The organism is Pseudomonas sp. MLB6B (assembly GCF_054508135.1).
The window spans coordinates 3,136,105-3,160,285 of record NZ_CP199313.1; the positions used below are offsets into that span (position 1 = coordinate 3,136,105).

At 61.4% G+C, this 24,181-nt stretch carries 13 protein-coding genes; 7 read left to right on the plus strand and 6 right to left on the minus strand.

The annotated features are described in order from the left end of the window. Nucleotides 1-46: 46 nt before the first annotated feature. The 4 genes from ACSMEV_RS13900 to ACSMEV_RS13915 form a co-directional block, all read right to left on the minus strand. On the minus strand, nt 47-1,147 hold the full coding sequence (locus ACSMEV_RS13900) for a sigma-54 interaction domain-containing protein (protein ID WP_459205664.1): 1,101 nt from the start codon (nt 1,145-1,147) through the stop codon (nt 47-49). 101 nt (nt 1,148-1,248) lie between these two features. After that, nucleotides 1,249-1,650 (minus strand): ExbD/TolR family protein, encoded by a 402-nt coding sequence (locus tag ACSMEV_RS13905; protein ID WP_459205665.1) that lies wholly within the window; start codon nt 1,648-1,650, stop codon nt 1,249-1,251. 1 nt (nt 1,651) lies between these two features. Beyond that, nucleotides 1,652-2,380: a MotA/TolQ/ExbB proton channel family protein gene (locus ACSMEV_RS13910; RefSeq protein WP_459205666.1), complete on the minus strand. Its 729-nt coding sequence runs from the start codon at nt 2,378-2,380 to the stop codon at nt 1,652-1,654. 87 nt (nt 2,381-2,467) lie between these two features. Continuing rightward, nucleotides 2,468-3,298: an energy transducer TonB gene (locus tag ACSMEV_RS13915; protein WP_459205667.1), complete on the minus strand. Its 831-nt coding sequence runs from the start codon at nt 3,296-3,298 to the stop codon at nt 2,468-2,470. A 668-nt stretch (nt 3,299-3,966) separates the two neighbouring features. Between ACSMEV_RS13915 and ACSMEV_RS13920 the strand changes: the two genes are divergently transcribed. After that, the gene (locus ACSMEV_RS13920; RefSeq protein WP_459205668.1) at nt 3,967-5,988 is read left to right on the plus strand and encodes a TonB-dependent receptor family protein; all 2,022 of its coding nucleotides are present in this window, start codon (nt 3,967-3,969) and stop codon (nt 5,986-5,988) included. Between the two features lie 55 nt (nt 5,989-6,043). On the opposite strand, the gene ACSMEV_RS13925 is transcribed toward ACSMEV_RS13920, so the two are convergent. Continuing rightward, nucleotides 6,044-7,138 carry a metallophosphoesterase gene (locus ACSMEV_RS13925; protein ID WP_459205669.1) on the minus strand — a complete coding sequence of 365 codons (1,095 nt, stop codon included), beginning with the start codon at nt 7,136-7,138 and terminating at the stop codon, nt 6,044-6,046. Nucleotides 7,139-7,937: 799 nt separating this feature from the next. Here ACSMEV_RS13925 and ACSMEV_RS13930 point away from each other — a divergent pair. The 6 genes from ACSMEV_RS13930 to ACSMEV_RS13955 all read left to right on the plus strand — a co-directional run bounded on the left by ACSMEV_RS13930 (nt 7,938) and on the right by ACSMEV_RS13955 (nt 21,596). Further along, the gene (locus tag ACSMEV_RS13930; protein ID WP_349681652.1) at nt 7,938-8,645 is read left to right on the plus strand and encodes a phage tail protein; all 708 of its coding nucleotides are present in this window, start codon (nt 7,938-7,940) and stop codon (nt 8,643-8,645) included. Nucleotides 8,646-8,708: 63 nt separating this feature from the next. Then, entirely contained in the window at nt 8,709-9,689 is a 981-nt protein-coding gene (locus ACSMEV_RS13935) for a tetratricopeptide repeat protein (RefSeq protein WP_459205670.1), read from the plus strand. Nucleotides 9,690-9,737: 48 nt separating this feature from the next. Beyond that, a complete protein-coding gene (locus ACSMEV_RS13940) occupies nt 9,738-18,368 on the plus strand; it encodes a YDG domain-containing protein (RefSeq protein ID WP_459205671.1) in 8,631 nt (2,876 codons plus the stop codon). 13 nt (nt 18,369-18,381) lie between these two features. Continuing rightward, entirely contained in the window at nt 18,382-20,046 is a 1,665-nt protein-coding gene (locus ACSMEV_RS13945) for a ShlB/FhaC/HecB family hemolysin secretion/activation protein (RefSeq protein ID WP_459205672.1), read from the plus strand. Nucleotides 20,047-20,131: 85 nt separating this feature from the next. Continuing rightward, nucleotides 20,132-20,377: a hypothetical protein gene (locus ACSMEV_RS13950; RefSeq protein WP_459205673.1), complete on the plus strand. Its 246-nt coding sequence runs from the start codon at nt 20,132-20,134 to the stop codon at nt 20,375-20,377. A gap of 808 nt (nt 20,378-21,185) precedes the next feature. Then, on the plus strand, nt 21,186-21,596 hold the full coding sequence (locus ACSMEV_RS13955) for a hypothetical protein (protein ID WP_459205674.1): 411 nt from the start codon (nt 21,186-21,188) through the stop codon (nt 21,594-21,596). 2,067 nt (nt 21,597-23,663) lie between these two features. Here ACSMEV_RS13955 and ACSMEV_RS13960 read toward each other — a convergent pair. Continuing rightward, on the minus strand, nt 23,664-24,068 hold the full coding sequence (locus ACSMEV_RS13960; RefSeq protein WP_459205675.1) for a DUF2251 domain-containing protein: 405 nt from the start codon (nt 24,066-24,068) through the stop codon (nt 23,664-23,666). Nucleotides 24,069-24,181: the final 113 nt, after the last annotated feature.

Consider the following 24,181-nt stretch of genomic DNA (forward strand, 5'->3'; position numbering starts at 1 on the left):
CGGGTACTGCCCTGACCCTGCCGATGGGTCAGGGCGGGTGGCGGGCTCATATCGACAAGTGCAGCGTGCGCTCATCGATCGCGGCCTGCGCTTGGCGGCGCTTGTTGACCTTGAGTTCGCCGAGGTTGATCAGCAGCGTACGCGTGACGTTGCGGCTCAAGCCCAGCAGTTCGGCAGTGTGCACCTGATTGTGGTGGCAAAAGCGGTAGGCTGCGCCCAGTAGCGTGCGCTCGACGTGCTCGTGCAGATTGTCCACCTGCTCTTCGAACAGGCGCTGCATGGCCTGTTCGAGCAACCCGAACGCCGACTGGCCGCTGTCGGGCGACGCCTCGTGGCGCTCCAGGCGCAGGTTGGACAGGCGCAGGTCATCGCTGTGGATCACGCCGTCCTTGCAGACCAGCAAGGTATGGTGGATGACGTTCTCCAGCTCACGGATGTTGCCGGGCCAGCTGTAGCCGGCCAACTTGCGCTCGGCCTCGGGGCTCAGCACGATCGGGCCATAGTTCAGGCGGCGGCTGTAGCTGTCGATGAAGTGCCGCACCAGGGGGAGGATGTCGCCCGGGCGTTCGCGCAATGGGCTCAGCTCCAGATTGACCACGTTCAGGCGATAGAACAGGTCTTCGCGAAAGTGACCGGCGTTGATGGCTTTTTCCAGCTCCACATTGGTGGCGGCCAGCACCCGCACGTTGATCGGAACGCTCTTGCGCGAGCCCAGGCGCACGACTTCGCGCTCCTGCAGCACACGCAGCAGCTTGACCTGGATGGACATCGGCAGGTCGCCGATCTCGTCGAGGAACAGCGTGCCGCCGTTGGCTTCTTCGAACCAGCCCGCCTTGGCGCTGAGCGCGCCGGTGAAGGCGCCTTTCTCATGGCCGAACAGCTCGGCTTCGACCAGCGATTCGGAAAAGGCTCCGCAGTTGACGGCCACGAACGGTTGGCCCTTGCGCGCGCTCAGGTTGTGGATGTGCCTGGCCACCAGTTCCTTGCCGGTGCCGGTTTCGCCGATGATCAACACGCTGGCCTCGCTGGGCGCGACCTGTTGCAGGTGCTTGAGCAGGGCTTTGGAGGTGGGATCTTCGAAGACTTGCGCAGTGGCGCGGATCGATGTGGCCAGTGCGGGAGAGGGAGGGAGGGTAAGTAGATGCATGGGTGTGCCTCTGGATGAGGGTCGGGGGGCAGGGCATCGCTCGATGACCTGCCCCCCGACCCGCGATGGGGTGCGCGCCTGCAGCCGCGGCAGGCTCAGGCTCACTTGGCGGTGATCACCGACAGCTTGGTGATACCGGCCTTTTCGATCGACGCCATGGCCCGCGCCACTTCGCCATAGTTCACGCCGTCGTCGGCTTGCAGTTGCACACGCACGTCGGCGTTCTTGTCCTTGGCCGCCTTGAGGTTGACCTCCAGCAGGTCCGGCTGGATCTCGTCCTTGTCGATGAACAGCTTGCCCTTGCCATCGATGCTCACCACCAGCGGATCCTTCTGTTCCACAGGGGCCACCGACTCGGTCTTGGGCAGGTTAATCGGGATCGAGTTGGTCAGCAGTGGCGCTGTGACGATGAACACCACCAGCAGCACCAGCATCACATCCACCAAGGGCGTGACGTTGATTTCGCTGAGCACTTCATCGCTGTCTTGGGTAGAGAAGGCCATGTCAGGAGGCCTCCTTCACTTTCTGCCCGGCTGCGGTGGCACCGGCTTTGTTCAGCACCGGGTGCAGCAGCACGCGGAAGGCATTCTTCTGCGCCAGGCTGTAGAAGTCGTGGGCGAAGTCGTCGAGGTCGGCGACGGTCAGTTTCAGACGACGCAGGTAGTAGTTGTAAACCAGCACTGCCGGTACGGCGACCGCGATGCCCACGCCCGTGGCGACCAATGCCGCACCGATCGGGCCCGCCACGGTCTCGAGGCTGGCCGAGCCTGCTGCGCTGATGCCCTTGAGCGCCGACATGATGCCCCAGACCGTGCCGAACAGGCCGATGAAGGGCGAGGTGCTGCCGATACTGGCGAGGATCGCCAGCCCGCTTTCCAGCGAGCGGCGTTCGCGCACGATCTGCTGACGCAGCGCGCGCTCCAGGCGGTCCTGGTGGTTGATCGACTGGCTCAGGTCGACGGCCTGGGTGCCTGCCGGCACCTGTTGGATGGCGGCATAACCGGCCAAGGCGACGCGGGCGGCGGCGCCAGGCTGGGTATGGGCCAGGTCGGCCGCCGAGTCCAGGCTCGATGCGGCCCAGAATTGCTTGTGAAAGCGCTTGTCCTGGCCTTTCAGGCGAGCGAACTGCACGCCCTTGAGCAGCGTCAGCCCCCAGGTGGCGACGGAAAAGACGATCAACAGCCAGATGACGGCGTGTTCGATGGATTCGAAAGGTGAGGCGATAAGGTTCATGTGGCGCTCTCCGGCAAGGCATTGAATTCGTTATAGCGATGCGCCTTTGGTGAGGTAGCCCGCGTAGGGTTGGAACGTTCGAAGGGTTTAGTTGAGCTTGAAGTCGATCGGCACGCTGACGTAGCCGTCCACGGGTTGGTTGCCCTGTTTGGCCGGGGCGAAGCTCCAGCGTTTGACGGCCGCCAGCGCAGCGTCGTCGAGTTGACTGCGACCGCTGCTCTTCTGGATCTGCACGTCACCCGGCTTGCCGTTGGCCAGCACATGCACGCGCAGCAGCACGGTGCCTTCCCAGTTACGGCGCATGGCCAGGGCCGGGTATTGCGGGGCTGGGTTGTTCAGGTAACCAGCGTTGGCCGAAGCCGGAGTGACTGGTTCCGGCGCTGGTGCCGGTTTGGGCGGCGCGGGAGGTGCTGGCGCGGCGACTGGCTGTGGCGGCGGCGCAGGCTGCACCGCGGGCTTGGGCACGGGTTTGGGCGGCGTCTTCTTGACCACCGGCTTGGGTTTGGGTTTGGGTTTGGGCACAGGTTTGGGCGGCGCAGGCTTGCTCGCCAGCTCGTCCACCACGGGCGGTGGTGGCTCCTCGGGCTGCACGACCGGCTCCGGCGCAGGAGGAGGCGTTTCGACCACCGGCGGCGCCGGCTGGGAAAACTCGATGGTCATCGGCGGAATTTCCGGCGGCACCACCGGCAGCGCCGGGGTAGGCGTGCTGTTGATCCAGTAGATCACCGCACCGTGCAACGCCAGCGCAAAAATACCGAGCAGCGCGGCCTCGCGACGGCTGAGGACACGCTTGGGCGTGGTGTGCAGCTTCGACTGGGACAACGGACCCCGATAGACCCGGCCTAAGTCGAGCACCTCGCCGCTCGGCGCTTGGCGCCGGAACGTGTCCAGTGCGCCCACTGCTTGGGCATTGGCCATTGATTGACTCCTTGGCTGTTTGACGAAACGCGAATGCAATGTGGCGTCATGGAATGAACGTGAGGACATAACCGCATTCGACTCGAACGTGAGTAGAGAATGAAGAGCAAGAGCCGTACCAAGTTGCAAGTGCTTGAAAAGACGCGGGGTTGTAAAGGTCAGGGGCAGGTGAACATGCGCGGTGTGCCACTTATTGTTTGAGGTGTGTTGCAGTGCAAACAGTGGCGGTTATGAGGGAGCAACATTCTGTTATAAGCGTGCGCGCCGTCTAGCGCGGGCCTTAGCAGGTATTTTTTGAAAATTGAACTGATTCTTTCTGCTAAGCATAGACCTGAATGTATGTGGAGGTCGTTAGACCGAATGTCCAAGGTCGAAACATATGATGATGCGCTTATTGCACTGTTTGTTAATGAACAGTTGACCAGCAAAGTGTCGGGCTTATATATGACTGAGGCTAATAGAGTTGCCGAAATTGGCCGATTTCGCTTGGCATGAACCCTGCTTAGTTGCCTGTTCATTCAAAACTTATAACTAGCCGTGCACACGTTTCAACATGGGGAGTAGGCGAATTGAAGGTGCAACCGTTCGATAGACAGTCTCGACGACGAGACGCCCTGGCCACCGCTTCGAGCCTGGGGTTGTTACTGATGGCGGTACAGGGCGCTGCGATGGCCGCCGACCAAGACACCGCCCAGGCGCCAAGGCTGGCCACGGTCACCGTGACCGGCTCCGAGGTCCGCGAGGCACAGAAAGCCGAAAGACAACTGGCCAAGGTGCCAGGCAAAACGGCGGTCATCGACAACAAGGACGTGGAGAAGGGCCGTGCTTCCAATGCCGAAGACGTACTGGCGCTACAGCCGGGCGTCTTCGCTCAGGCCACCAGCGGCTCGGGCGCCAACAAGATCTCGATCCGCGGTTCGGGCCTCAACAGTTTCTATCAGGGCTATGTGCTGGGCATCAAATTCCTCTACGACGGCCTGCCGCTCACCGGCCCCGGCGGCACCCAGGAAGACATGTTGGACATGGCGGCGGTGGACCACACCGAAGTGCTCTACGGGGCCAATGCCTTCAACTACGCGGCGCTATCACTCGGTGGGGCGATCAATTTCGTCAGCAAGACCGGCCGTACCGACCCTGGCAACTATGCACGCTTGGAGGCCGGCAGCTTCGGTTATCGCAAGCAGGTGCTGAGCACCGGCGGTGTGGTCGGCGACGCTGACTACTATGTCAGCGTCAACCACAACGAGCGCGATGGCTACCAGCACAATACGCCCAACGAAGGGCAGGGGATCGCCGCCAATTTCGGCTATGTGTTCAGCCCGAAACTGCAGACGCGGTTCTTCCTGCGTTATCGCGAAGAAACCCTGACCCAGGGCAACACCCTGACCAAATACCAGCTCAAACACGACCCCAGAAGCAACGCCGTGCCGTTCGGCCGCAAGAAGGACGGTTCGACCCTGCTGGGCAGCAAGACCCTCTACACCTTCGACGACGACGCCAAACTGGAAATCGGCTTGGGCTACAACGACTATCCGTTGTTGAACGGCTGGCGTTATTCGGCGACGCCTCAACAGTGGCGCTCCAAGGACATCAACCTGACCCTGCGCTATCAGCGTCAGGGCGACACCTTCCTGGGCCTGCCCAGCGACAGCACGGTGGCCCTCAGCACCACGCGCGCCTACCTGGCCGACGTGAACTCGCATTTTCGCAGCACCGGGCGCAAACAGCAGGAAACCGATTACACCGGCTCGCGCGACACCGTCTTTTCCCTGGGCAACGAGTTGCAGCTGACCGATGACCTGTGGCTGTCCAGCGGCCTGTCGTTCAGCGAAATCCGCCGACGGGCCGACATTCAATATTCCAGCAGTACCAACACGACCGCGTTCGCCAGTGGGGTCGATTACCAAGAGCATGACATCGCGCCTCGTATCGGCTTGCGCTATCAGCTGACCCCGGCATTCGAGCTGTTCGGCAACGTCAGTCGCTCGGTCGATCCGCCGGTGACCTGGCAGTTGGGCAGCACCGGCACGCCGTACATCCGCGACGTGCGTCCGCAGAAGGCCAATACGGTGGAGTTCGGGATCCGAGGCGGGCAGGGCATCTTCGACGGCAGCCTGACGCTGTATCGGTCCTGGGTCCAGAAAGAGCTGCTGTCGGTGGTGGTGCGCCAGGCCAGCGCTACGCAAGACCAGCTGGTCGCGACGTCCAACGGCAGCTCGACCCTCCACCAGGGCATCGAAGCCGGCCTCAATGCACTGCTGTGGGACGGCCCCGAAGGCGACACCGTGACGTTGCGGCAGGCCTACACCTATAACGACTTCCACTATCGCCACGACGCGACCTTCGGCGACAACGAGCTGCCCAGCCTGCCGCGGCAGGTGTATCAAGCCGAGCTGGAGTATCGGCAGGCCAGCGGCTTCTATGCGCAGCTCAACGCGCGCACAGCGTCCAGCTACTACGTGGATTTCGCCAACAGCTGGAGCGCGCCGTCCTATACGTTGTGGGGCGTCAAATTCGGCTACCAGGCGCCGAGCGAGAAGTGGGAAGTGTTCGTCGACGCGCGCAACCTGACCAACGAGCGCTATGCCACTGCGTCCAACACCGCATACGACGCCAAGGGGCAGGATTCTGCGAACTTCTATCCTGGAGATCCGATCAACGTCACCACGGGAGTGGCGTTCCGGTTCTGATCGGTAGGGCCTCGGTCATCGTCTTCGTGGCGGTGACCGAGGCCCCCCGGCCCCATCAGCCCAGTAAACGACGCAGGAGTCCTTCGATCTGGGTGTCCTTATGCTGGGCACACAGCGCATCGAGTTTCACACGTCGCCGTTCACCACTCGCCAGGCTCAGCCCATGCAGCGCGTTGACCAGTTGCTGCTGCTGTTCGATACCTTCGCGAACGTCTTGCCACATCGCATTGACCCTCTTGGCCATGAGCCCCAGCTCGGTGGCCAGGGCCTGTGAATCGGGTAGGGCGTTACCGTTCGCCACCCCTTGGAGAGCCCCGGCACGTTGCTCGAGCGACCGCAGTTGTTCGCCCAAGCACTCGGCCTGTTCGATCGAGGCAGCGATGCCGTCGACGAACACCTTGTCTTCTTGAACGTCGAAAATGGCCAATGGGCCCTCGGCGCCACCGTTGATGTCCAGCGCCAGCACGTTGCCCAGCCTGAGCGGCTGTGGCGTCCAAGTGTGGCCGACGCACACGCGCCATGCACCCGGTACGCCACCACGGTGGTGCCCGATGATGCGATCGCGGCCCCACAAGGCGATGTGCTCAAGGTCGGGGTTACCAAGCTGCTCCACGAAGGTGGGCCAGGCCATGCCTGCCGGCACATCGGCATGGACGACGCCAACGATGCCTCGATCCGACTCGATTTGAATGGCGATCGGCAAGCTTTTGAGTTTGCCGATGATCATCGCCTTGGACTCGTCGGCGATGGTCATCCACCAACCGGCGCCATGGGCCGAGTAGCGTGCTTCGGGGGCAGCTTCATAGGCATCGATCAGCATTCGTTCGTGGTTGCCTTGGACGCAGAAGAACCAGGGTTCGCCGAGCAGCTTCAGGCCATCCAGTACACCACGGCCACGGTCGATCAGATCGCCCACGGCGATCAGCCGGTCCTTGGTTTCGTCGAAGCCGAGTGCGTGAAGCGCGCGGTGGAGATCGGTGGTTTTGAAGTGGATGTCGCCGACGACGAAGTCGCGGCCGTGGGAGTTTTTGGGGAGCTGGAGGACGTTGGGACGCATGGGGGAGGGTGTGGCTCCGTGCTCGGGTGGAGGCTGTCTATTTTCCGCTTTCCAGGTGTAGACGTCGATGAAAAATGTCGTTTCGGCAACCATTCCCCGTGACGCTTTGGCACACGAATATCAAGGCTTCTTCATTGGATAATGCGCTTGTAGAACCGCAGCGACATTGCGCTTGCTAGCGGCGTTGAAAAACGTGGCATAGGTGGAGTCCGTTAGGTGATCGACCGCCATAAACAGAGGCTGCTTGCCGCCCGTAAGGCCTGACTCCGAGCTATCGCTATGCAGACTACCGGGACGCTGAGTGAGCACCACGACTTTCTGGCGCTGAACACCTAGGAAAAAACCTACACACTTCGCAGTTAAAGGCTATTCTCCCGCCTGAACGCTCGACACGAGCGCTCATCACTTGGAAGGGCGACCGCTCGGCGCGCCCGGCGCGAGTGGCATGGACATCTGTCCAGATAGCGGCAGACAGGAGCACAGGATGTTCGCTCAACCTCTGGTGATACCTCGATGTAACGCGTGGGTGCCGTGCTCAGCGGTTCCTGTGCTTTGTGTCGCCCCTGCCGCACCCCTAGGACGTCTGCATAACCGTACCGAGTGCTGAACGCGCGCCTGCGTGTCGCGTCGAGCCTGCAATGAAAACGTTTCATCATCCGATTCACGGAAACACCGGTGTCACGCGGCTGCGTATTGAAATAACGGTCTGCCTCTGCAACTTGCCTAAAGGAATCTGCGCAAGATGAAATACCCATTGCCCACCTCAGTTTCTGTGTTAACCCTGGCCACCGCTTTCGGCTTACTGGCCTGGAGCCCCTCGAGTGTTGCCTGTACGCCCGAACCTTTCATCGCCAGCGTGTGCGTCATGGCGTTTCCAGGCGGGACCAGCTACATGCAGGGTTTCGCTGGCAACCAGTATCTGCAGGCCGCCGGGCAGGCGCTTAGCGTCAGCCAATACACCCCCCTCTTCGCGCTGATCGGTACGACCTATGGCGGCGATGGACGCACCACCTTCAACCTGCCCGATTTGCGCGGTAAGGTCATCGTCGGCTTCGACGCCCGTTCCAGCCAACTGCCGGTCGGCGCGACGGGGGGCGCCATGTCCGTCAAGCTGAGCATCGCGCAACTGCCCGCACATGCGATGACGCTGGACAAATTGCCGGTATCGATGAGCACCGTGACCGCCACCACCACGCTGGCCAGCCTCAGCGCCACCGCCAACCTGTCGGGCGTGACGCTGGCTGGGCCGGCCAGCGGTCTGCAGCTCAAAGGCTCCTCCACCGGTGGGGTAGGTACGGCGGGCGGCAATTTGCTGGGCAAGAGTGGCGGTGCGCAGGGCAACCTCTACAGCACCGGGGCGCCTGACGTGACGCTCAACGCTGCGTCCATCTCGGGCAATCTGTCCATGCAGGTGAACAACGGCATCACCGCCCCGGTGACCGTGACAGGCAACGCCACCACCACCCTGAGCGGCAATGCCCTGGTGTCTGGCACCTCCAGCACGATCGGAGGCGGTGCCGAGGTGCCGACCATGCCGCCTTATCTGGTGATGCCGTATTTCATCGCCGTCAACGGCTTCTATCCGAGCCCCAACAACTAGCCTTGAGACCGGCCGGGACGCGTTTTTGCGCGCTCCGGCCCGAGTCCCAGACAAGGAGCCGTCGTGCGTCCGATCCTTATGTTGTTTTTGCTGTTGAGCATGGGCGCGAACGCAGCGGCGATCCCTTCCCCCGTGCGCGACTTGCGTCAGGGCCTTGAGCGTGCAGATCAGGCCTTGGCCGAACGCAACTTCGAGGTGGCTTTTCAAGAATACCAACGGCACGCCGCTAGCAATGGACTTGCCCAGTTTTCCTTGGGCCTGATGGAGCGGGGCGGTTGGGGTCGGTTGCCCGATCCCGCAGCGGCCTGTCGTTGGTTCGGTCGTGCGGCGCACGCCTCGATCCCGGCAGCGCAACAGTTCTACGGTGATTGCAACGCCCAGGGCATTGGAATGCCGGTGGACGGCCAGGCCGCCGTGAAGTGGTACCAGGCGGCCGTGGACGGTGGGCTCGTCGCGGCGGCGTGTGCAGCCGGCGAGCTGTACATCGCAGGCCGGTCGGTCGCCAAGGATGTGCCCAGGGGCCTGGCCCTGTGCACCTTGACAGCCCAGGCCCAGTCGACGCCAGCGATGATGGCCCTGGCCAACTACTATCGTGAAGGTAGCGCAGTCCCGCAAAACCTGGGGTTGGCCAGATTCTGGTACGAACAGGCGGCCGAACGGCATGTCCTCGAGGCGCAATTCCAGCTCGGCATGATGCAGAGCGAGGGGGTGGGCGGTGACGCCGATCCGCAAAAGGCCAGGTTCTGGTTGGAGCACGCGGCGGGACAGGGATATGCCCCGGCCTATCTGGCCACGGCCATCGTCTACGCCAACGCGCCGCTCGATCCGCAAACCGGGGCCCTTACGCCCCAGGACTTGGCTAAGGTGTACATGTGGAACAGCGCCGCGAAGTCTGCGCCGCACACGCGCCAGCAACTGGCCGAAATCGAACGTATCGAACACTTGGTGCTGGCCGTCATGCCGGCGCAATGGCAACCGGCGCTCGACCGTCGAGTGGCGGAGCATCTGGCCGCTTTCAGCAGGCCCGAGGCGAACCGACGGTGAGCCCCGACGTACAACAATCAGCGCTCGCACGCGCATGGGATATCGACCATGAACCACGTCTACCGTCTTATCTGGAGCCCGGCGCATCAAACCCTGATCGCGGTGTCCGAACTCACCCTCGGGCCGGGCAAGAAGAGCCTGCGCAAACTGTCCCTGGGCGTGATGGCCGTGGCCAGCGTCGCCACGCCGCTGGCGCAGGCGGGGCCACAAGGCGGTGAGATCACGGCGGGCAATGGCAGCATCAGCCAGGCAGGCGCCACCACGACCATCACCCAGGGCAGCCAGAACCTCTCGGTGAACTGGCAGTCGTTCAACACCAGCAGTGCCGAATCGGTCAAGTTCGTCCAGCCTTCCACCAGCGCGGTCGCCGTCAACCGCATCGCCGATGCGAACCCCACGCAGTTCTTCGGCCAGCTCGACGCCAACGGCAAGGTCTATCTGGTCAACCCCAACGGCATCGTGTTCGGCGCAGGGTCGCAGGTGAACGTGGGCGCGCTGGTGGCGTCCACCCTCGACATCAGCGACCGGGCGTTGTCCGCGTCCAACCAGACCTTCAGTGGCTCGGGCACGGGCACTGTCGTCAACCAGGGCAACATCGCGACCAAGCAGGGCGGCTACGTCGCTTTCGTGGGCAACAAGGTCGAGAACCAGGGCACGATCAAGACGCCCGGCGGCGCGACGGCACTGGGTGCAGGCAGCGAAGTCACCTTGTCCTTCACCGGCGACAAGCTGGTCAACCTTCAGGTGGACAAGAGCACGCTGCAGGGGCTGGCGCAGAACGGCGGGCTGATTCAGGCCGACGGCGGCGCAGTGGTGATGTCGGCAGGGGCCAAGGACGCAGTGCTGGCCAGCGTGGTCAACAACACCGGCATCGTTCAAGCGCGCAGCGTGCAGAACGTCAACGGCACCATCGTGCTGGGTGGCGGTGCGCAAAGTGTCGTCAGCAATAGCGGCACGCTCGACGCTTCAGGCCGCAACCCTGGCGAAATTGGGGGCGTCGTGAAGGTGCTCGGCGATACCGTCAACCTTGAGGCCCACAGCTCGATCGACGTCAGTGCGGACTTGGCTGGCGGCACGGCACTGGTGGGCGGCAACTTCCTGGGCGCCGGGCCCGAGCGTAATGCCAAGACGGTCTCCGTGGCGGCGGGCAGCACCCTCAAGGCCGATGCCCTCGGCCAGGGCAAGGGCGGCAAGGTCGCCGTCTGGTCCGATGGCAGCACCACGTTCGAGGGCGCGATCAGTGCCCGAGCCGGACAGCGCGGCGGTGACGGCGGTGCCGTGGAAACGTCGGGCAAGCGATTGAAGGTGGGCGCTGCAGCGACGGTGGACACCTCGGCCGCCCAGGGGCGGACGGGCGAGTGGTTGCTCGACCCGCAGGACCTGAGAATCGGCGGCTTCAGTGGCGAAGCCTACGACATCGGGTACGACCAGATCACCCAGGCGCTGGAGACCTCGAACGTCACCATCAAGACCGGACAGAACGTCTCCTGCACGGTCGTCGTCTGCGGACCTGGCGTCAGCGGCAACGGTGACATCATCCTGCAAGACGGTATCGCCATCGGCAGCTGGAGCAGCTCGACGACCTTGACCTTGAGCGCCTTGCGCAACGTCCAATTCCAGGGCAACGCCGTCATCGACGCCAGCGGCGGTGGGGGCAACATCGTCTTGCGTGCCGATAACACGGGTACCGGCATCGGCACCATCGACCTGGGTAGGAACGGTGCGGTGTATGCCGACACCGGCTCGGTCGATTTCTACTACAACCCCACCTTCTACAGCAGGCCCACCGACTATGCGGGGCTGGTCGATCCCGACAATGGCAACAACCAGGTCAATGCCGCCAACTTCAAGGCCTACATGCTGGTGAACTTCACCGCCAACGTGGCAAGCAAAACCTACGATGGCACGGCGGCGACCTCCATCAGCAATATCGCCGGGCGCGGCAGCCTGCCCTCCGATGCCTTCTTCGATTTCAGCCGTGCCAGCGTGGCCTTTGCGGACCAGAATGCGGGCACCGGCAAGGCCGTGACCATCAGCGGCGTCAACATTGGCGGAGGCGGCGCGAGCAAGTATGCGGTCAACGGTCTGGATAGCCTGACCGCAGACATTTTCAAGGCCGACGCGCTGTTGACTGGCATCGCCGCCAACAGCAAAACCTATGACGGGACGACGTTGGCCACGTTGAGCGGGTCGGCAGTGGCCTCCGGGATCGTCGCCGGCGATGCGGTGGCGGTCGCGGGAAGCGGCATGGGCAGCACGTTCGACTCCAAGAACGTCGGCACCCTGAAACCGATGAACGTGACGGGCTATACGCTGACCGGCGCATCGGCTGGCAACTACAACCTGGTCCTGCCCACCGGGCTCAGTGCCGAGATCACGCCGGCCAGCCTGCAGGTTGTGGGCATCGCTGCCGCAGACAAGGTCTACGACAGCACGACGGGCGCCACGCTCAGCGGGACTGCAACGGTCGCAGCGCTGGGCAGCGATGTAGTTTCGGTCGCCGGCACCGGTATCGGTACTTTCGCCAGCAAGAACGTGGCGAACAACCAGGCGGTCAGCGTCACGGGTTATACGCTCAGCGGCGCGGACGCGGGCAACTACAGCATCGTCCAGCCCACCGGCCTGAGCGCGGCCATCACCCGAGCCAGCCTGACGTTGTCGGGCGTGTCCGCTGCGGACAAGGTCTACGATGGCACTACGGCAGCAACGCTGACCGGCACTGCGGCCGTCGCTGCACTGGGGAGCGACGACGTTTCGGTGGGCGGAACCGGGAGCGCGAGCTTTTTCGACAAGAACGCTGGGGCCGACAAGGCGGTCGACGTTTCCGGCTACGCCCTCGGCGGCCTGGACGCCGGCAACTATGAGCTGGTTCAACCTGCAGGGCTGACTGCCAGCATCGGCAAGGCCGATCTGGCTCTCTCCGGGATCGTGGCCAACAACAAAACCTACGATGGGACCACTGCAGCCACTTTGAGCGGTACGGCCAGCGTCTCGCCCATCGGGTCCGATGTCGTCGCCGTAACCGGCAGTGCAAGCGGCAACTTCCTCGACAAGAACGCTGGGGTGGGCAAGGCGGTGTCTGTCTCGGGTTTCACGCTGGCCGGTGCCGATGCCGGGAATTACAACCTGGTGCAACCGACCAACCTCAGCGCCACTATCGCCAAGGCCGACCTTGCCATCACGGGCGTCGCGGCCGCCGACAAAGTCTACGATGCGACCACGGCCGCGACACTGGTCGGGACCGCAGCGGTCGCAGCCTTGGGCAGCGATGTGGTGACGGTGGACGGAACAGGCAATGCCACGTTCGCCGATAAAAACGCTGGCGTGGGCAAGGCCGTCACGACGACGGGCTATACCCTGGCCGGCGCCGACGCGGGTAACTACAACGCCATTCAGCCGACAGGGCTGACTGCCGACATTCTCAAGGCCGATCTCGCCCTAGACGGATTGACCGTCGCCGACAAGACCTACGACGGCACCACTTCCGCCACATTGACGGGCAGCGCCTCGGTCACGGGCTACGGTGGCGATGTACTCAACCTCACGGGCAGCGGCTCAGCGGCCTTCGACGACAAGAACGCGGGCATCGGCAAGGCTGTGAGCGTCAGCGGGTACACCCTCGGCGGCGCCGATGCCGGCAACTACAATCTGGTGCCATCGACCGGCCTGACGGCCACCATCGGCAAGGCCAGCCTGGCAGTGGTCGGGCTTGGCGCCAATGGCAAAACCTACGACGGCACCACGGCTGCTGCGCTCAATGGCACAGCCAGCGTCACGCCCATCGGCGCCGATGCCGTTACTCTGAGTGGCAACGCAAGCGGCACCTTCGCCGACAAAAATGCCGGGGCCGGCAAATCGGTCTTCGTTTCGGGCCTCATGCTGACCGGCCTTGATGCCGGTAACTACACCTTGATACAGCCGGCGCTCGTCGCCGATATCGCCAAGGCTAGCCTTGGCATCACAGGGCTTGTAGCCGCCGACAAGACATATGACGGCACCACTTCGGCGACCCTGGACGGTCTCGCATCGGTCAACGCATTCGGCAGCGATGTCGTGTCGGTCGCCGGTACCGGCACCGCCACCTTCGCCGACAAGAATGCCGGCGTAGGCAAGGCCGTCGCCGTGAGCGGTTATACCCTGGTGGGTGCCGACGCCGACAACTACGATGTGGTCCAGCCTGCCGGCCTCAGCGCCAGCATCGCCAGGGCGGATATCACCGTCGCAGGCGTGGGCGCGGGCGACAAGACCTACGACGGCACCACGGCTGCGACCTTGACCGGCAACGCCTCGGTCACGGGTTTGGGCAGCGACGTGCTTACCCTCGCTGGTTCCGGTACGGGCGCGTTCGACGACAAGAATGTGGGCGTCGGCAAGGCCGTGACCGTCAGCGGCTACAGCCTTGGCGGTACGGACGCCGGCAACTACACCCTGCTCCAGCCAACGGGCCTGACCGCGACGATCGGTAGGGCGCTTCTGGCCCTGACGGGCCTGGGCGCCAACAGCAAGGTCTACGACGGCACCGCAGCCGCTACGCTGAACGGCACCGCGAGCGTATCGCCATTGGGCGCCGATGCGGTCTCCCTCGTCGGGAGTGCTACTGGTCAGTTCGTCGATAAGAATGCAGGCAGCGGCAAAGCCGTGACGGTCACCGGTTATGCCTTGAGCGGTGCCGACGCCGGCAATTACACGCTGGTACAGTCGAGCAACCTGACGGCGGATATTGCGAAAGCCAACCTGGCGGTCACTGGCGTCACCGCTGCCGACAAAGTCTATGACGGCACCACTGCGGCGACTTTGAACGGCACTGCGCAGGTCAACGCCTTTGGCAACGATGCTGTAGCGTTGAGCGGTACCGGTACCGCTGCTTTCGCGGACAAGAATGCTGGTACGGGCAAGGCCGTCACTGCCAGTGGCTATACCCTGACCGGGAGCGATGCCGGCAACTACACACTGGTACAGCCGAACAACCTGACGGCGGATATCTCGAAAGCCAACCTGGCGGTCACTGGCGTCACCGCTGCCGACAAAGTCTATGACGGCACCACTGCGGCGACTTTGAACGGCACTGCGCAGGTCAACGCCTTTGGCAACGATGCTGTAGCGTTGAGCGGTACCGGTACCGCTGCTTTCGCGGACAAGAATGCTGGTACGGGCAAGGCCGTCACTGCCAGTGGCTATACCCTGACCGGGAGCGATGCCGGCAACTACACACTGGTACAGCCGAACAACCTGACTGCGGATATCTCGAAAGCCAATCTGGCGGTCACTGGCGTCACCGCTGCCGACAAAGTCTACGACGGCACCACTGCGGCGACTTTGAACGGCACTGCGCAGGTCAATGCCTTTGGCAACGATGCTGTAGCGTTGAGCGGTACCGGTACCGCTGCTTTCGCGGACAAGAATGCTGGTACGGGCAAGGCCGTCACTGCCAGTGGCTATACCCTGACCGGGAGCGATGCTGGCAATTACAACCTCGTCCAACCGATCGGTCTCAACGCTTCTATCAGCAGAGCGGATCTCGCAGTCACTGGGGTTGCAGTTGACGATAAGGTCTATGACGGCACCGCCGCCGCCACGCTGAACGGTACCGCGAGCGTGTCGCCACTAGGCGCCGATGCGGTCTCACTCGTCGGGAGCGCCGATGGTCAGTTCGTCGACAAGAATGCAGGCACTGGCAAAGCCGTGACGGTCACCGGTTATGCCTTGAGCGGCGCCGACGCCGGCAACTACACCTTGGTACAGCCGAGCAACCTGACGGCGGATATCGCGAAAGCCAATCTGGCGGTCACTGGCGTTGCCGCTGTCGATAAGGTTTATGACGGGACAACCGCGGCGACTTTGAACGGCACTGCGCAGGTCAATGCGTTCGGCAACGATGCCGTGGTGCTAAGCGGTACCGGAACCGCTGCCTTCGCGGACAAGAATGTCGGCACGGGCAAAGCCGTGACCGTCAGCGGCTACAGCCTTGGCGGTGCAGACGCCGGTAATTATAACCTGCTCCAGCCAACGTCCCTCACCGCGACGATCGGCAAGGCGCTTCTGGTCCTGACGGGCCTGGGCGCCAATAGCAAGGTCTACGACGGCACCGCAGTCGCTACGCTGAACGGCACCGCGAGCGTATCGCCATTAGGCGCCGATGCGGTCTCACTCGTCGGGAGCGCCGATGGTCAGTTCGTCGACAAGAACGCAGGCACTGGCAAAGCCGTGACGGTCACCGGTTATGCCTTGAGCGGCGCCGACGCCGGCAACTACACCTTGGTACAGCCGAGCAACCTGACGGCGGATATCGCGAAAGCCAATCTGGCGGTCACTGGCGTTGCCGCTGTCGATAAGGTTTATGACGGGACAACCGCGGCGACTTTGAACGGCACTGCGCAGGTCAATGCGTTCGGCAACGATGCCGTTGCGCTAAGCGGTACCGGTACCGCTGCCTTCGCGGACAAGAATGTCGGCACGGGCAAAGCCGTGACCGTCAGCGGCTACAGCCTTGGCGGTGCAGACGCCGGTAATTACAACCTGCTCCAGCCAACGTCCCTCACCGCCACGATCGGCAAGGCGCTTCTGGCCCTGACGGGCCTGGGCGCCAATAGCAAGGTCTACGACGGCACCGCAGCCGCTACGCTGAACGGCACCGCGAGCGTATCGCCATTAGGCGCCGATGCGGTCTCCCTCGTCGGGAGTGCTACTGGCTTATTCGTCGACAAGAACGCAGGCATCGGTAAAGCCGTGACGGTCACCGGTTATGCCTTGAGCGGTGCCGACGCCGGCAATTACACCCTGGTACAGCCGAGCAACCTGACTGCGGATATTACGAAAGCTAATCTGGCGATCACTGGTATAGCCGCTGCCGATAAGGTTTATGACGGCACCACTGCCGCAACCTTGAACGGCACCGCGCAGGTCAATGCGTTCGGCAACGACGCCGTGGTGCTAAGCGGTACCGGCACCGCCGCCTTTGTCGACAAAAATGCCGGCACAGGCAAGGCCGTTACGGCCAGTGGCTACACCCTAAGCGGAAGCGATGCGGGCAACTACGACCTCGTCCAACCGGTCGGCCTCAGCGCTTCGATTAGCAGAGCGACTCTGGCGGTCACTGGGGTTGCCGCTGCCGACAAGGTCTATGACGGCACTACCGCAGCGACTCTAAACGGTACCGCGCAGGTCAATGCGTTCGGTAACGACGCCGTGTCGCTAAGCAATACCGGCATCGCCGCCTTTGCGGACAAGAATGCCGGTACGGGCAAGACCGTCACTGCCAGTGGCTATACCCTGACCGGCAGCGACGCCGGCAACTACAACCTCGTCCAACCGATCGGCCTCAACGCTTCGATCAGCAGAGCGAGTCTGGCGATCACTGGCGTCACTGCGAGCGATAAGACCTATGACGGCACCACCCTTGCGGCCTTGGCGGGCAACGCTTTGGTCACAGGGTTTGGCAACGACGTGCTGCGTCTCGATGGTTCCGGCGTAGGTGCGTTCAGCGACAAACAGGCAGGCATGGGTAAGTCCGTGCTGGTCAGTGGATACACCCTTGCAGGAGCCGACGCCGGTAACTACACGCTGATCCAACCCGCCGGGCTGACCGCCACCATTGCCAAAGCCGACTTGGCCTTGGCCGGGCTCAGCGCCAACGGCAAAGTCTACGACGGCACCACCGCCGCCACGTTGAGCGGGACGGCCAGCGTCTCGGCCCTGACGGGCGATTCCGTTACCCTGAGCGGAAATGCCAGCGGCAACTTTGCCGACAAGCAGGTTGGGGTGGGGAAAGCGGTTAGGGTTTCGGGCTACTCGTTGAGCGGTGCCGATGCCGGCAACTACAACTTGGTGCAGCCGACCGCGCTTACTGCCGACATCCGCAAAGCCACACTGGACCTCTCAGGCCTCGCCGCCGCCAACAAAATCTACGATGGCACGACAGCTGCGACCTTGATTGGCGCCGCGTCGATCAACCCATTGGGTAACGACAGCGTTTTCCTCAGCGGCCCAGGGACCGCTGCGTTCGCCGACAAGAACGTTGGTGCGGGCAAGGCCGTCAGGGTCGACGGCTTCGGCCTCACCGGCGCTGACGCACAGAACTACACGCTTGTGTTACCCACGGGCCTTTCGGCGGACGTCACCCCGGCCAGTCTCTTGGTGTCGGGCATCAGCGCCAGCTCCAAGCTCTTCGACGGGGGCAGGGCGGCGGCGGTCGACGCCAGTGGCGCACGCCTCAATGGGCTCGTTGCGGGAGACGACGTGAAGCTGGCGTCGGCAGGTACCTTCGCCGACGCCTCCGTGGGCACGGGTAAAACGGTCACTCTGAACAACGAACTGCTAGGCGCCGACAGCCGTAACTACCTGCTGGCCGGCCAGACCACGGCATTGGCTGACATCCTGGCGCTGCCCATCGTATCGCCTTTGCCGATCGAACCGGTGCTGACGGTACAGGACGCGGTTGCCCAGGTGCAGTCGTTCATCCTCGCCCCGCAGGCGAAAGTGCAGCCCAGGGCGCTGAGTTTCTCTTCGACCCTCGACGTGCGCAACGTTCAGCAGGTCGGCGACGAGCCACGTAGCGGGGAGGGCGACCGCGACGACGTCCTCCTTGAGGCTACGCCCGCGTTCGCAGCCCCTGCGCCTCTACTGACTATCCAGAACGGTGGTGTTCAATTGCCGCCATTCGCCGCCAGTGACAAGCGATAATCCAATGAAAAAAATGACCGTATCGCCATTCCTTCACAATCCCATGGCCGCCGCACTGGCGCTGGCCTGTTTCGCCCATCCGGCCGTCGCGCAGACGTTGCCGGATGCGGGTGTGATCTTGCAGCAGGTCGAACCCAGCCTGCCATCCCCGACGCCCTCGGCGGCGCCGGCGGTAGAGGTGCAGTCAGGTGGCCAGGCGCCGCTGCCCGAGTCGCCGCCGTTTCTGGTGAACAAGCTGCTCATCACCGGTAACACCCTCTTTTCTGTCGATGAGCTGCACGGCTTGGTCGCACAGGAGGAGGGCAGGCCGATGACGCTGTCGCAGATCGACGCGTTGGCCGGCCGCATCACAGCCTTCTACCAGCAGCAAGGATACCCCCTGGCTCGGGCCATCATTCCCGCCCAGACGGTCAGCGAAGGCGCCGTGAAAATCCTGGTAGTCGAAGCGCGCTATGGCCAAGTGCAACTGAACAACCGAAGCGACGTGCGCGACAGCTTGCTCGATTCCACCTTGGCTCCGCTGCGCAGTGGGGCGGTCATCGATGACGCGTCCCTCAATCGCAGCCTTTTGCTGTTGTCTGACATTCCAGGTGTCGGCGTGGCGGCAACACTCAAGCCGGGCGCTGCCGTAGGGACGTCCGACTTGGACGTCGCTACAGTCGACAACCCGGTGCCGCTGGCCACCGTCGCTGTGGACAATTTCGGCAACCGCTACGTCGGCCGCGAGCGTCTGTCGGCCAACCTGACGCTGCTCAATCCGCTGCACCTTGGCGATGTCTTCACGACTACCCTGGTGACGTCCGGCAGCGGCATGAACTTCGGGCGACTGTCTTATGAGGCACTGCTCAACGGCGCGGGCACTCGGGCCGGCGCTGCCTACTCGCACTTGAACTACAGGCTCGGCGACAGTTTCAGCGACCTGGACGCCAACGGCACTGCTGAATTGGCCAGTGTCTGGCTCAGCCAACCGTTGCTGCGCAGTCGAAACGCCAACCTCTATGCCCAGGCGCAATTCGACAACAAGCGCCTGCGCGACGACATCGATGCCACCGACCTCAGTAACGATCGCGACCTGAACAATTGGGTGCTCAGCCTCAACGGCGATGTCCGCGACGATCTTCTGGGCGGCGCGATCAGCGCCTGGAGCATCGGCCTGACCAGCGGCCGCGTGAACGTCAAGAGCGGACCGGTCACGAGCCAACCCGAAGGAGGCTTTTCCAAGCTCAACGCCAACTTCTCCCGCCTGCAGGGCCTGACGCCGGCCGATGCGATTTACCTGAGCCTGGCCGCTCAGTGGAGCGACGTGAACCTGGATTCCGCCGAGAAAGTCACCGTCGGTGGGCCCTACAGTGTCCGTGCCTATGACGTTGGCGTGCTGTCGGGCGATATTGGCTATGCGGGCACGCTCGAATTGCGTCACGACCTTGGGACGGGATGGGCAGGGCGCTGGCAGGCGATTGGCTTCTTCGACAGCGCCTACGTGAAGATCAACCGTCGTCCCATTGGCGTGACGGACAACAGTGCGACGTTGTCCGGTGCTGGTGTCGGTCTGAACTGGAGCGGACCGCAGCAATGGCGCGCGTCGGCCTCATTGGCGACTCCAGTGGGCAACGAGCCTTCGGTAGCGGGTAGCCAGTCTACGGTGCGGGCTTGGGCGACGTTGAGCAAGGCGTTTTGAGTAGGATTCAGGGGCATCAGGGGCTCATGTGCAATATCCGAGACGGTGTGATGCGGCCATAGGATTCCGCCTCGCTCGAACCCGGATGCTCGAGATCGAACCGCCACGCCAGGTCTGGTGTGGCGGTACTGCAAGCCATGGCCTGTGCTTCGGGGAAATCGTGACTGTTCATCGCCGGTTCGAAAACCTCGGTACGCTACCCAGGCGCGTGAAGTCGCTCACTCAACCATTCGGTCTGCTCGATCGATACAGCAACGTCATCAATGGACACATCGTGGTCCTGAATCCTGAAAATAGCCAAGGGTCATCAAGCTCCGGAGTTTGCCGGTGATCATGGCTTTGGATTTGTCTGCGATCGTCATTCACTGACCGGATCCAGGCGTCGAAGAGTGGGCTCGCGGTCGGCTTCATATGCATCGATCAGCATTCGCTTGTGGCTGCCTTGGGCGTTGAAGAGTCAGGGTTCGTCGAGCAGTTTCAATCCATCCAGTGCAGTCAGTGCGCTAAGCCTGGGATTGATCATGTTGCCAACTGGGATCAGGCGATCCTTGCTTTATCGAAGCTCCATTCAATGCAGGCATCAGGTTGTGGAATCTGGCGCTGAATAACCGAAGGGAAGGATCGAAATAAAGCTTAATTTAACAAGTGGGCGATGTTATATGTTCATAAGGAGCTCACGGACCTGAGATTTACTGACTCAAGCTCTCGAAATGAATGCGACTGTTCATCGTTTGATGTTCATAGCTAGTTCTCCCTACCCGTCTTAGCCTCGCCGCCCCGACCACTGAAGGTCGCAGTCCAAAGGGTGATGGATGCTGGTTTTCAAAAAACATGTTTCGGGATCTGGTTGGAAATCGGGTAGTCCCTGGCAAGCTCAGAATTGAGCGGTGTGATTCATCCCGGATCTGATTGCTCATGGCACCTCCTAAGAGCCTCAATTGTGAGGCTCGGAGGTCTCTATGGAAGCGGGGCCTATTCACCTGGACGCTTACAGATATTTTAGCGATTTGGCGAATCTCTGAATTATGCGGACTTCCTAAAAAAATCTTCGGATCAACCTTGCGGAACAAACCCCTGTTTACTAGCTTGAAATTCGCACATGGCATGTTGCTACTAAACAACCCAATGGAAGGCCAAGGATGAGCACATTCGTACGTTCCCTTACCATCGAAATCTTCAATGCAAGCGGCGCTGACATCACCGTCAACTACGGCCTCCTGACTGGCGGAGAGTGGGCGTCGGCGCCGGTTCCCGGCACGGTGATTGAAGCAACTACCCAGCAATCCTACGTTAACGGTGTACCCAACACCCTGACGGCTCTCGGAGGCCAGCTCTTACTGACTCCAGCCGCTGGGGGCACCATCAATCCAACCTGGAACTGGCCGTCGGGCTCCCCAGTCTCCGGTAGCGTGAGCAACACGGCAACTGATCTGGCTGTCAGTAATCAGATCATCAACGCCCAGACCAATAATCCCACTCTGCAAGTGATCATCTCCAATGCAAGTACGAGCGCCAGGATCATAGCAGCAGTCAAGAGCGGCGATTTCTGATCGTCTCTGAAAGAGAGGGCCGGCACTGAAGTGTCGGCCCTCTCTTGCGCTGTGGGAGGATCAGGATCATGCCGATTGAGCAAGCGGACGGCGTTTATGTCGTTCAAGTTGCGATACAAAATTCAAGTGACACCGCTTTAACGCTGACCGTTGGAGTGCTGAACCCTCACCAGCCCGACATGGACGACATGGTCTCCGCCGTATTCCAACTCCGGGCCACAAGCCCAGTTCTCTGATTCCGACTTCTTTAACGACAGTTTCGAGGCGCTCGGGAAATCCGCCGCTGAGCTATTGGTTTCAGGCCTTCCCCAAAGGTGTGACGACCAATACCCATCTGCCGGAGGGCACCACTGACGGCGGTAACAGCTCGACTTTTTCGGCTGCCTGGGCCGGTATCGGCGATATCATCGGTTACAACAACCTGTAGTACTTCAACAGCGTCAATATCTATCAAGTCGGGGAGGGCCTGACCACGATGTTGGGCCAGTACGAAAACTGGTCCAGTCACTCGACGAGTAACAAGAATCGCTCGACGCTCGCGATCAATGGCCGGCCTACAGTGAAATCCTGATCCACGAAATCACTGTGAGATTCAAAAATTGGCCGGGGAGTGCAGGGCATCTTACTTACCGTAATGGGCTGTCATACGTCAGCAATTGAAACTTCCTAATCTGGCTGTTTATAGGAAGTTTTCACTTCCTACACCGCCCGCTTCAATTACTTACTTCAGTCGACTAGCCATGGTTAATGGGAATTGCCGGATAGTAGCGCCAAGTTTGGCCGGCTGCAACCTCGGCAATTTTTTAGCTCACTCACTCCATCCGTCAGTGACTTTCAGGCTTGCTTGACATATGACCAGAAAAGAATTAGCGATATTCGCATTTGCGGATCTGCCTGGCTGGGCCACATATAAGAAAACCGCTTCTGCAGCATCGAGCAATGGTAACGCGCTGGTCGCTAAATGATTTTCGGTTTATAGGAATATTGCTGTTTTCGCTTCAGTCTTCACCATTGGGCGCAGAACTTATGGAGTTATGCGAATTTTTACTATATTGGCAGCAGGATGACGAATTTCTTTCAAAGCTCTTTAGGCACTCGCATGAGGTGGCAATATACGTAGAAATACGCTTCATCTTTCTAATGTCCATGTCGCTCCCGAAGGTTTCCGCATTACAAGCTTGTTTATACGAGAGTGTCCGCATTATTGTCGAGCAGGTCTATTTCGGAAAGTGTCCGCATTAACCGAGAATAACACCAAAGGCAGCAGAATCGGGGAACCCACCTGGTGGCTGCTCAGGGCAGGCCTTGGAAAGTGTCCGTATTATCGTCGCGTTCGCAGGAAAACGGCTCGGAGCGTCGTTTGCGTATGAGCTGCGTGAACGCTTCGCTGCTAAAGAGTTACCGGGGCGCTGGATTCCAGTGTCGGAATCGCGGGAACGGCTGTAAGGCCCGGAGCGCATGGCTTGAAGAGATTATCCACTCTGAGGTTTGCTGGCATTCGGAGGCCGTCCCGTGTGGCTGGAGGCCTTGCGGGCTGGGGGTTGTGGGGGTTCAAGGGGGCGGAGTGTCCGTGATTCGCAACGGTGACAATCAGATTGTGGAGTCTGGGGCTGAATACCCGGAGGGAAAGAGCAAAATAATTCTTAATTTAACATAATGCACATTATGCGCATCCGGCCGTTGTGCTTCAATGTGGGTATGGGTAGACCGTGAAAGCCCAGAGATCAACTGGCACCCGTGTCATCTCTGCAAAACACCCATACAGATCCTAGATCTATTCAAACCGAAGAATCGCTCATTCCTACACGTGCCATGGTCATCAAGCGCTTCGGCTGCCTCAAGACTGTTTGTCTAACCCCAAACGACCCACTGCTTCCAAATTCCCAACGTCACCCAATACAACCCGCCGTTCGTTCAAGCACCAACACAAACATGTCCACCCAAGTGCGCAGACTCAAACACGATTCTAGTGCTGCATGCCGATCAGGCCTCGGGTTAGGCCGCTCAACCCAAGTCAAGCGCCTTGTCGGATGCCTACTGCATTTAGAAGGCATACAACCGATAGACCTACTCGAACAAACCCAACGCATCATCCGCCCATTGATGTCCAGACTCAGACCAGGACGTGCCCGAAGATTCAGGAAATCCACTGCGGCAATACCCGCGCATTGCCTCAAAATCGAACACTGCATGGGGGTAATCGTTGATCAATAGCACGGCTTTCTCATGGTCTTTCGACCAACCCACGCGCAGGTTTGAAGGCTTGTCGCGGTCTGAAATCTGCTGTACGTCATAGATGTGTAAGGCATCCTGTATGGGGTTGTCGCCGTTGGCGATGTCGAGTGCATAGAAATAACCGGTTTCCCCGTCGTCTTCGAATACCACTACATTCGGGCCTTCGTGCGCCGGAGCCTCTACTACCAAACCGGTGCCGGGCAGCAGTTCGGCGTCGACAGCTAGATAAATTGGCACGTACAGCATCCTTGTTCAGTAGTTTGAAGACACTTCGGCTATCCATGAACGGATGATTGATGCCGTTCGCGGCTAGACGGCATCTCGCCCTCGCTGGTTTCACTCCCCTGCAC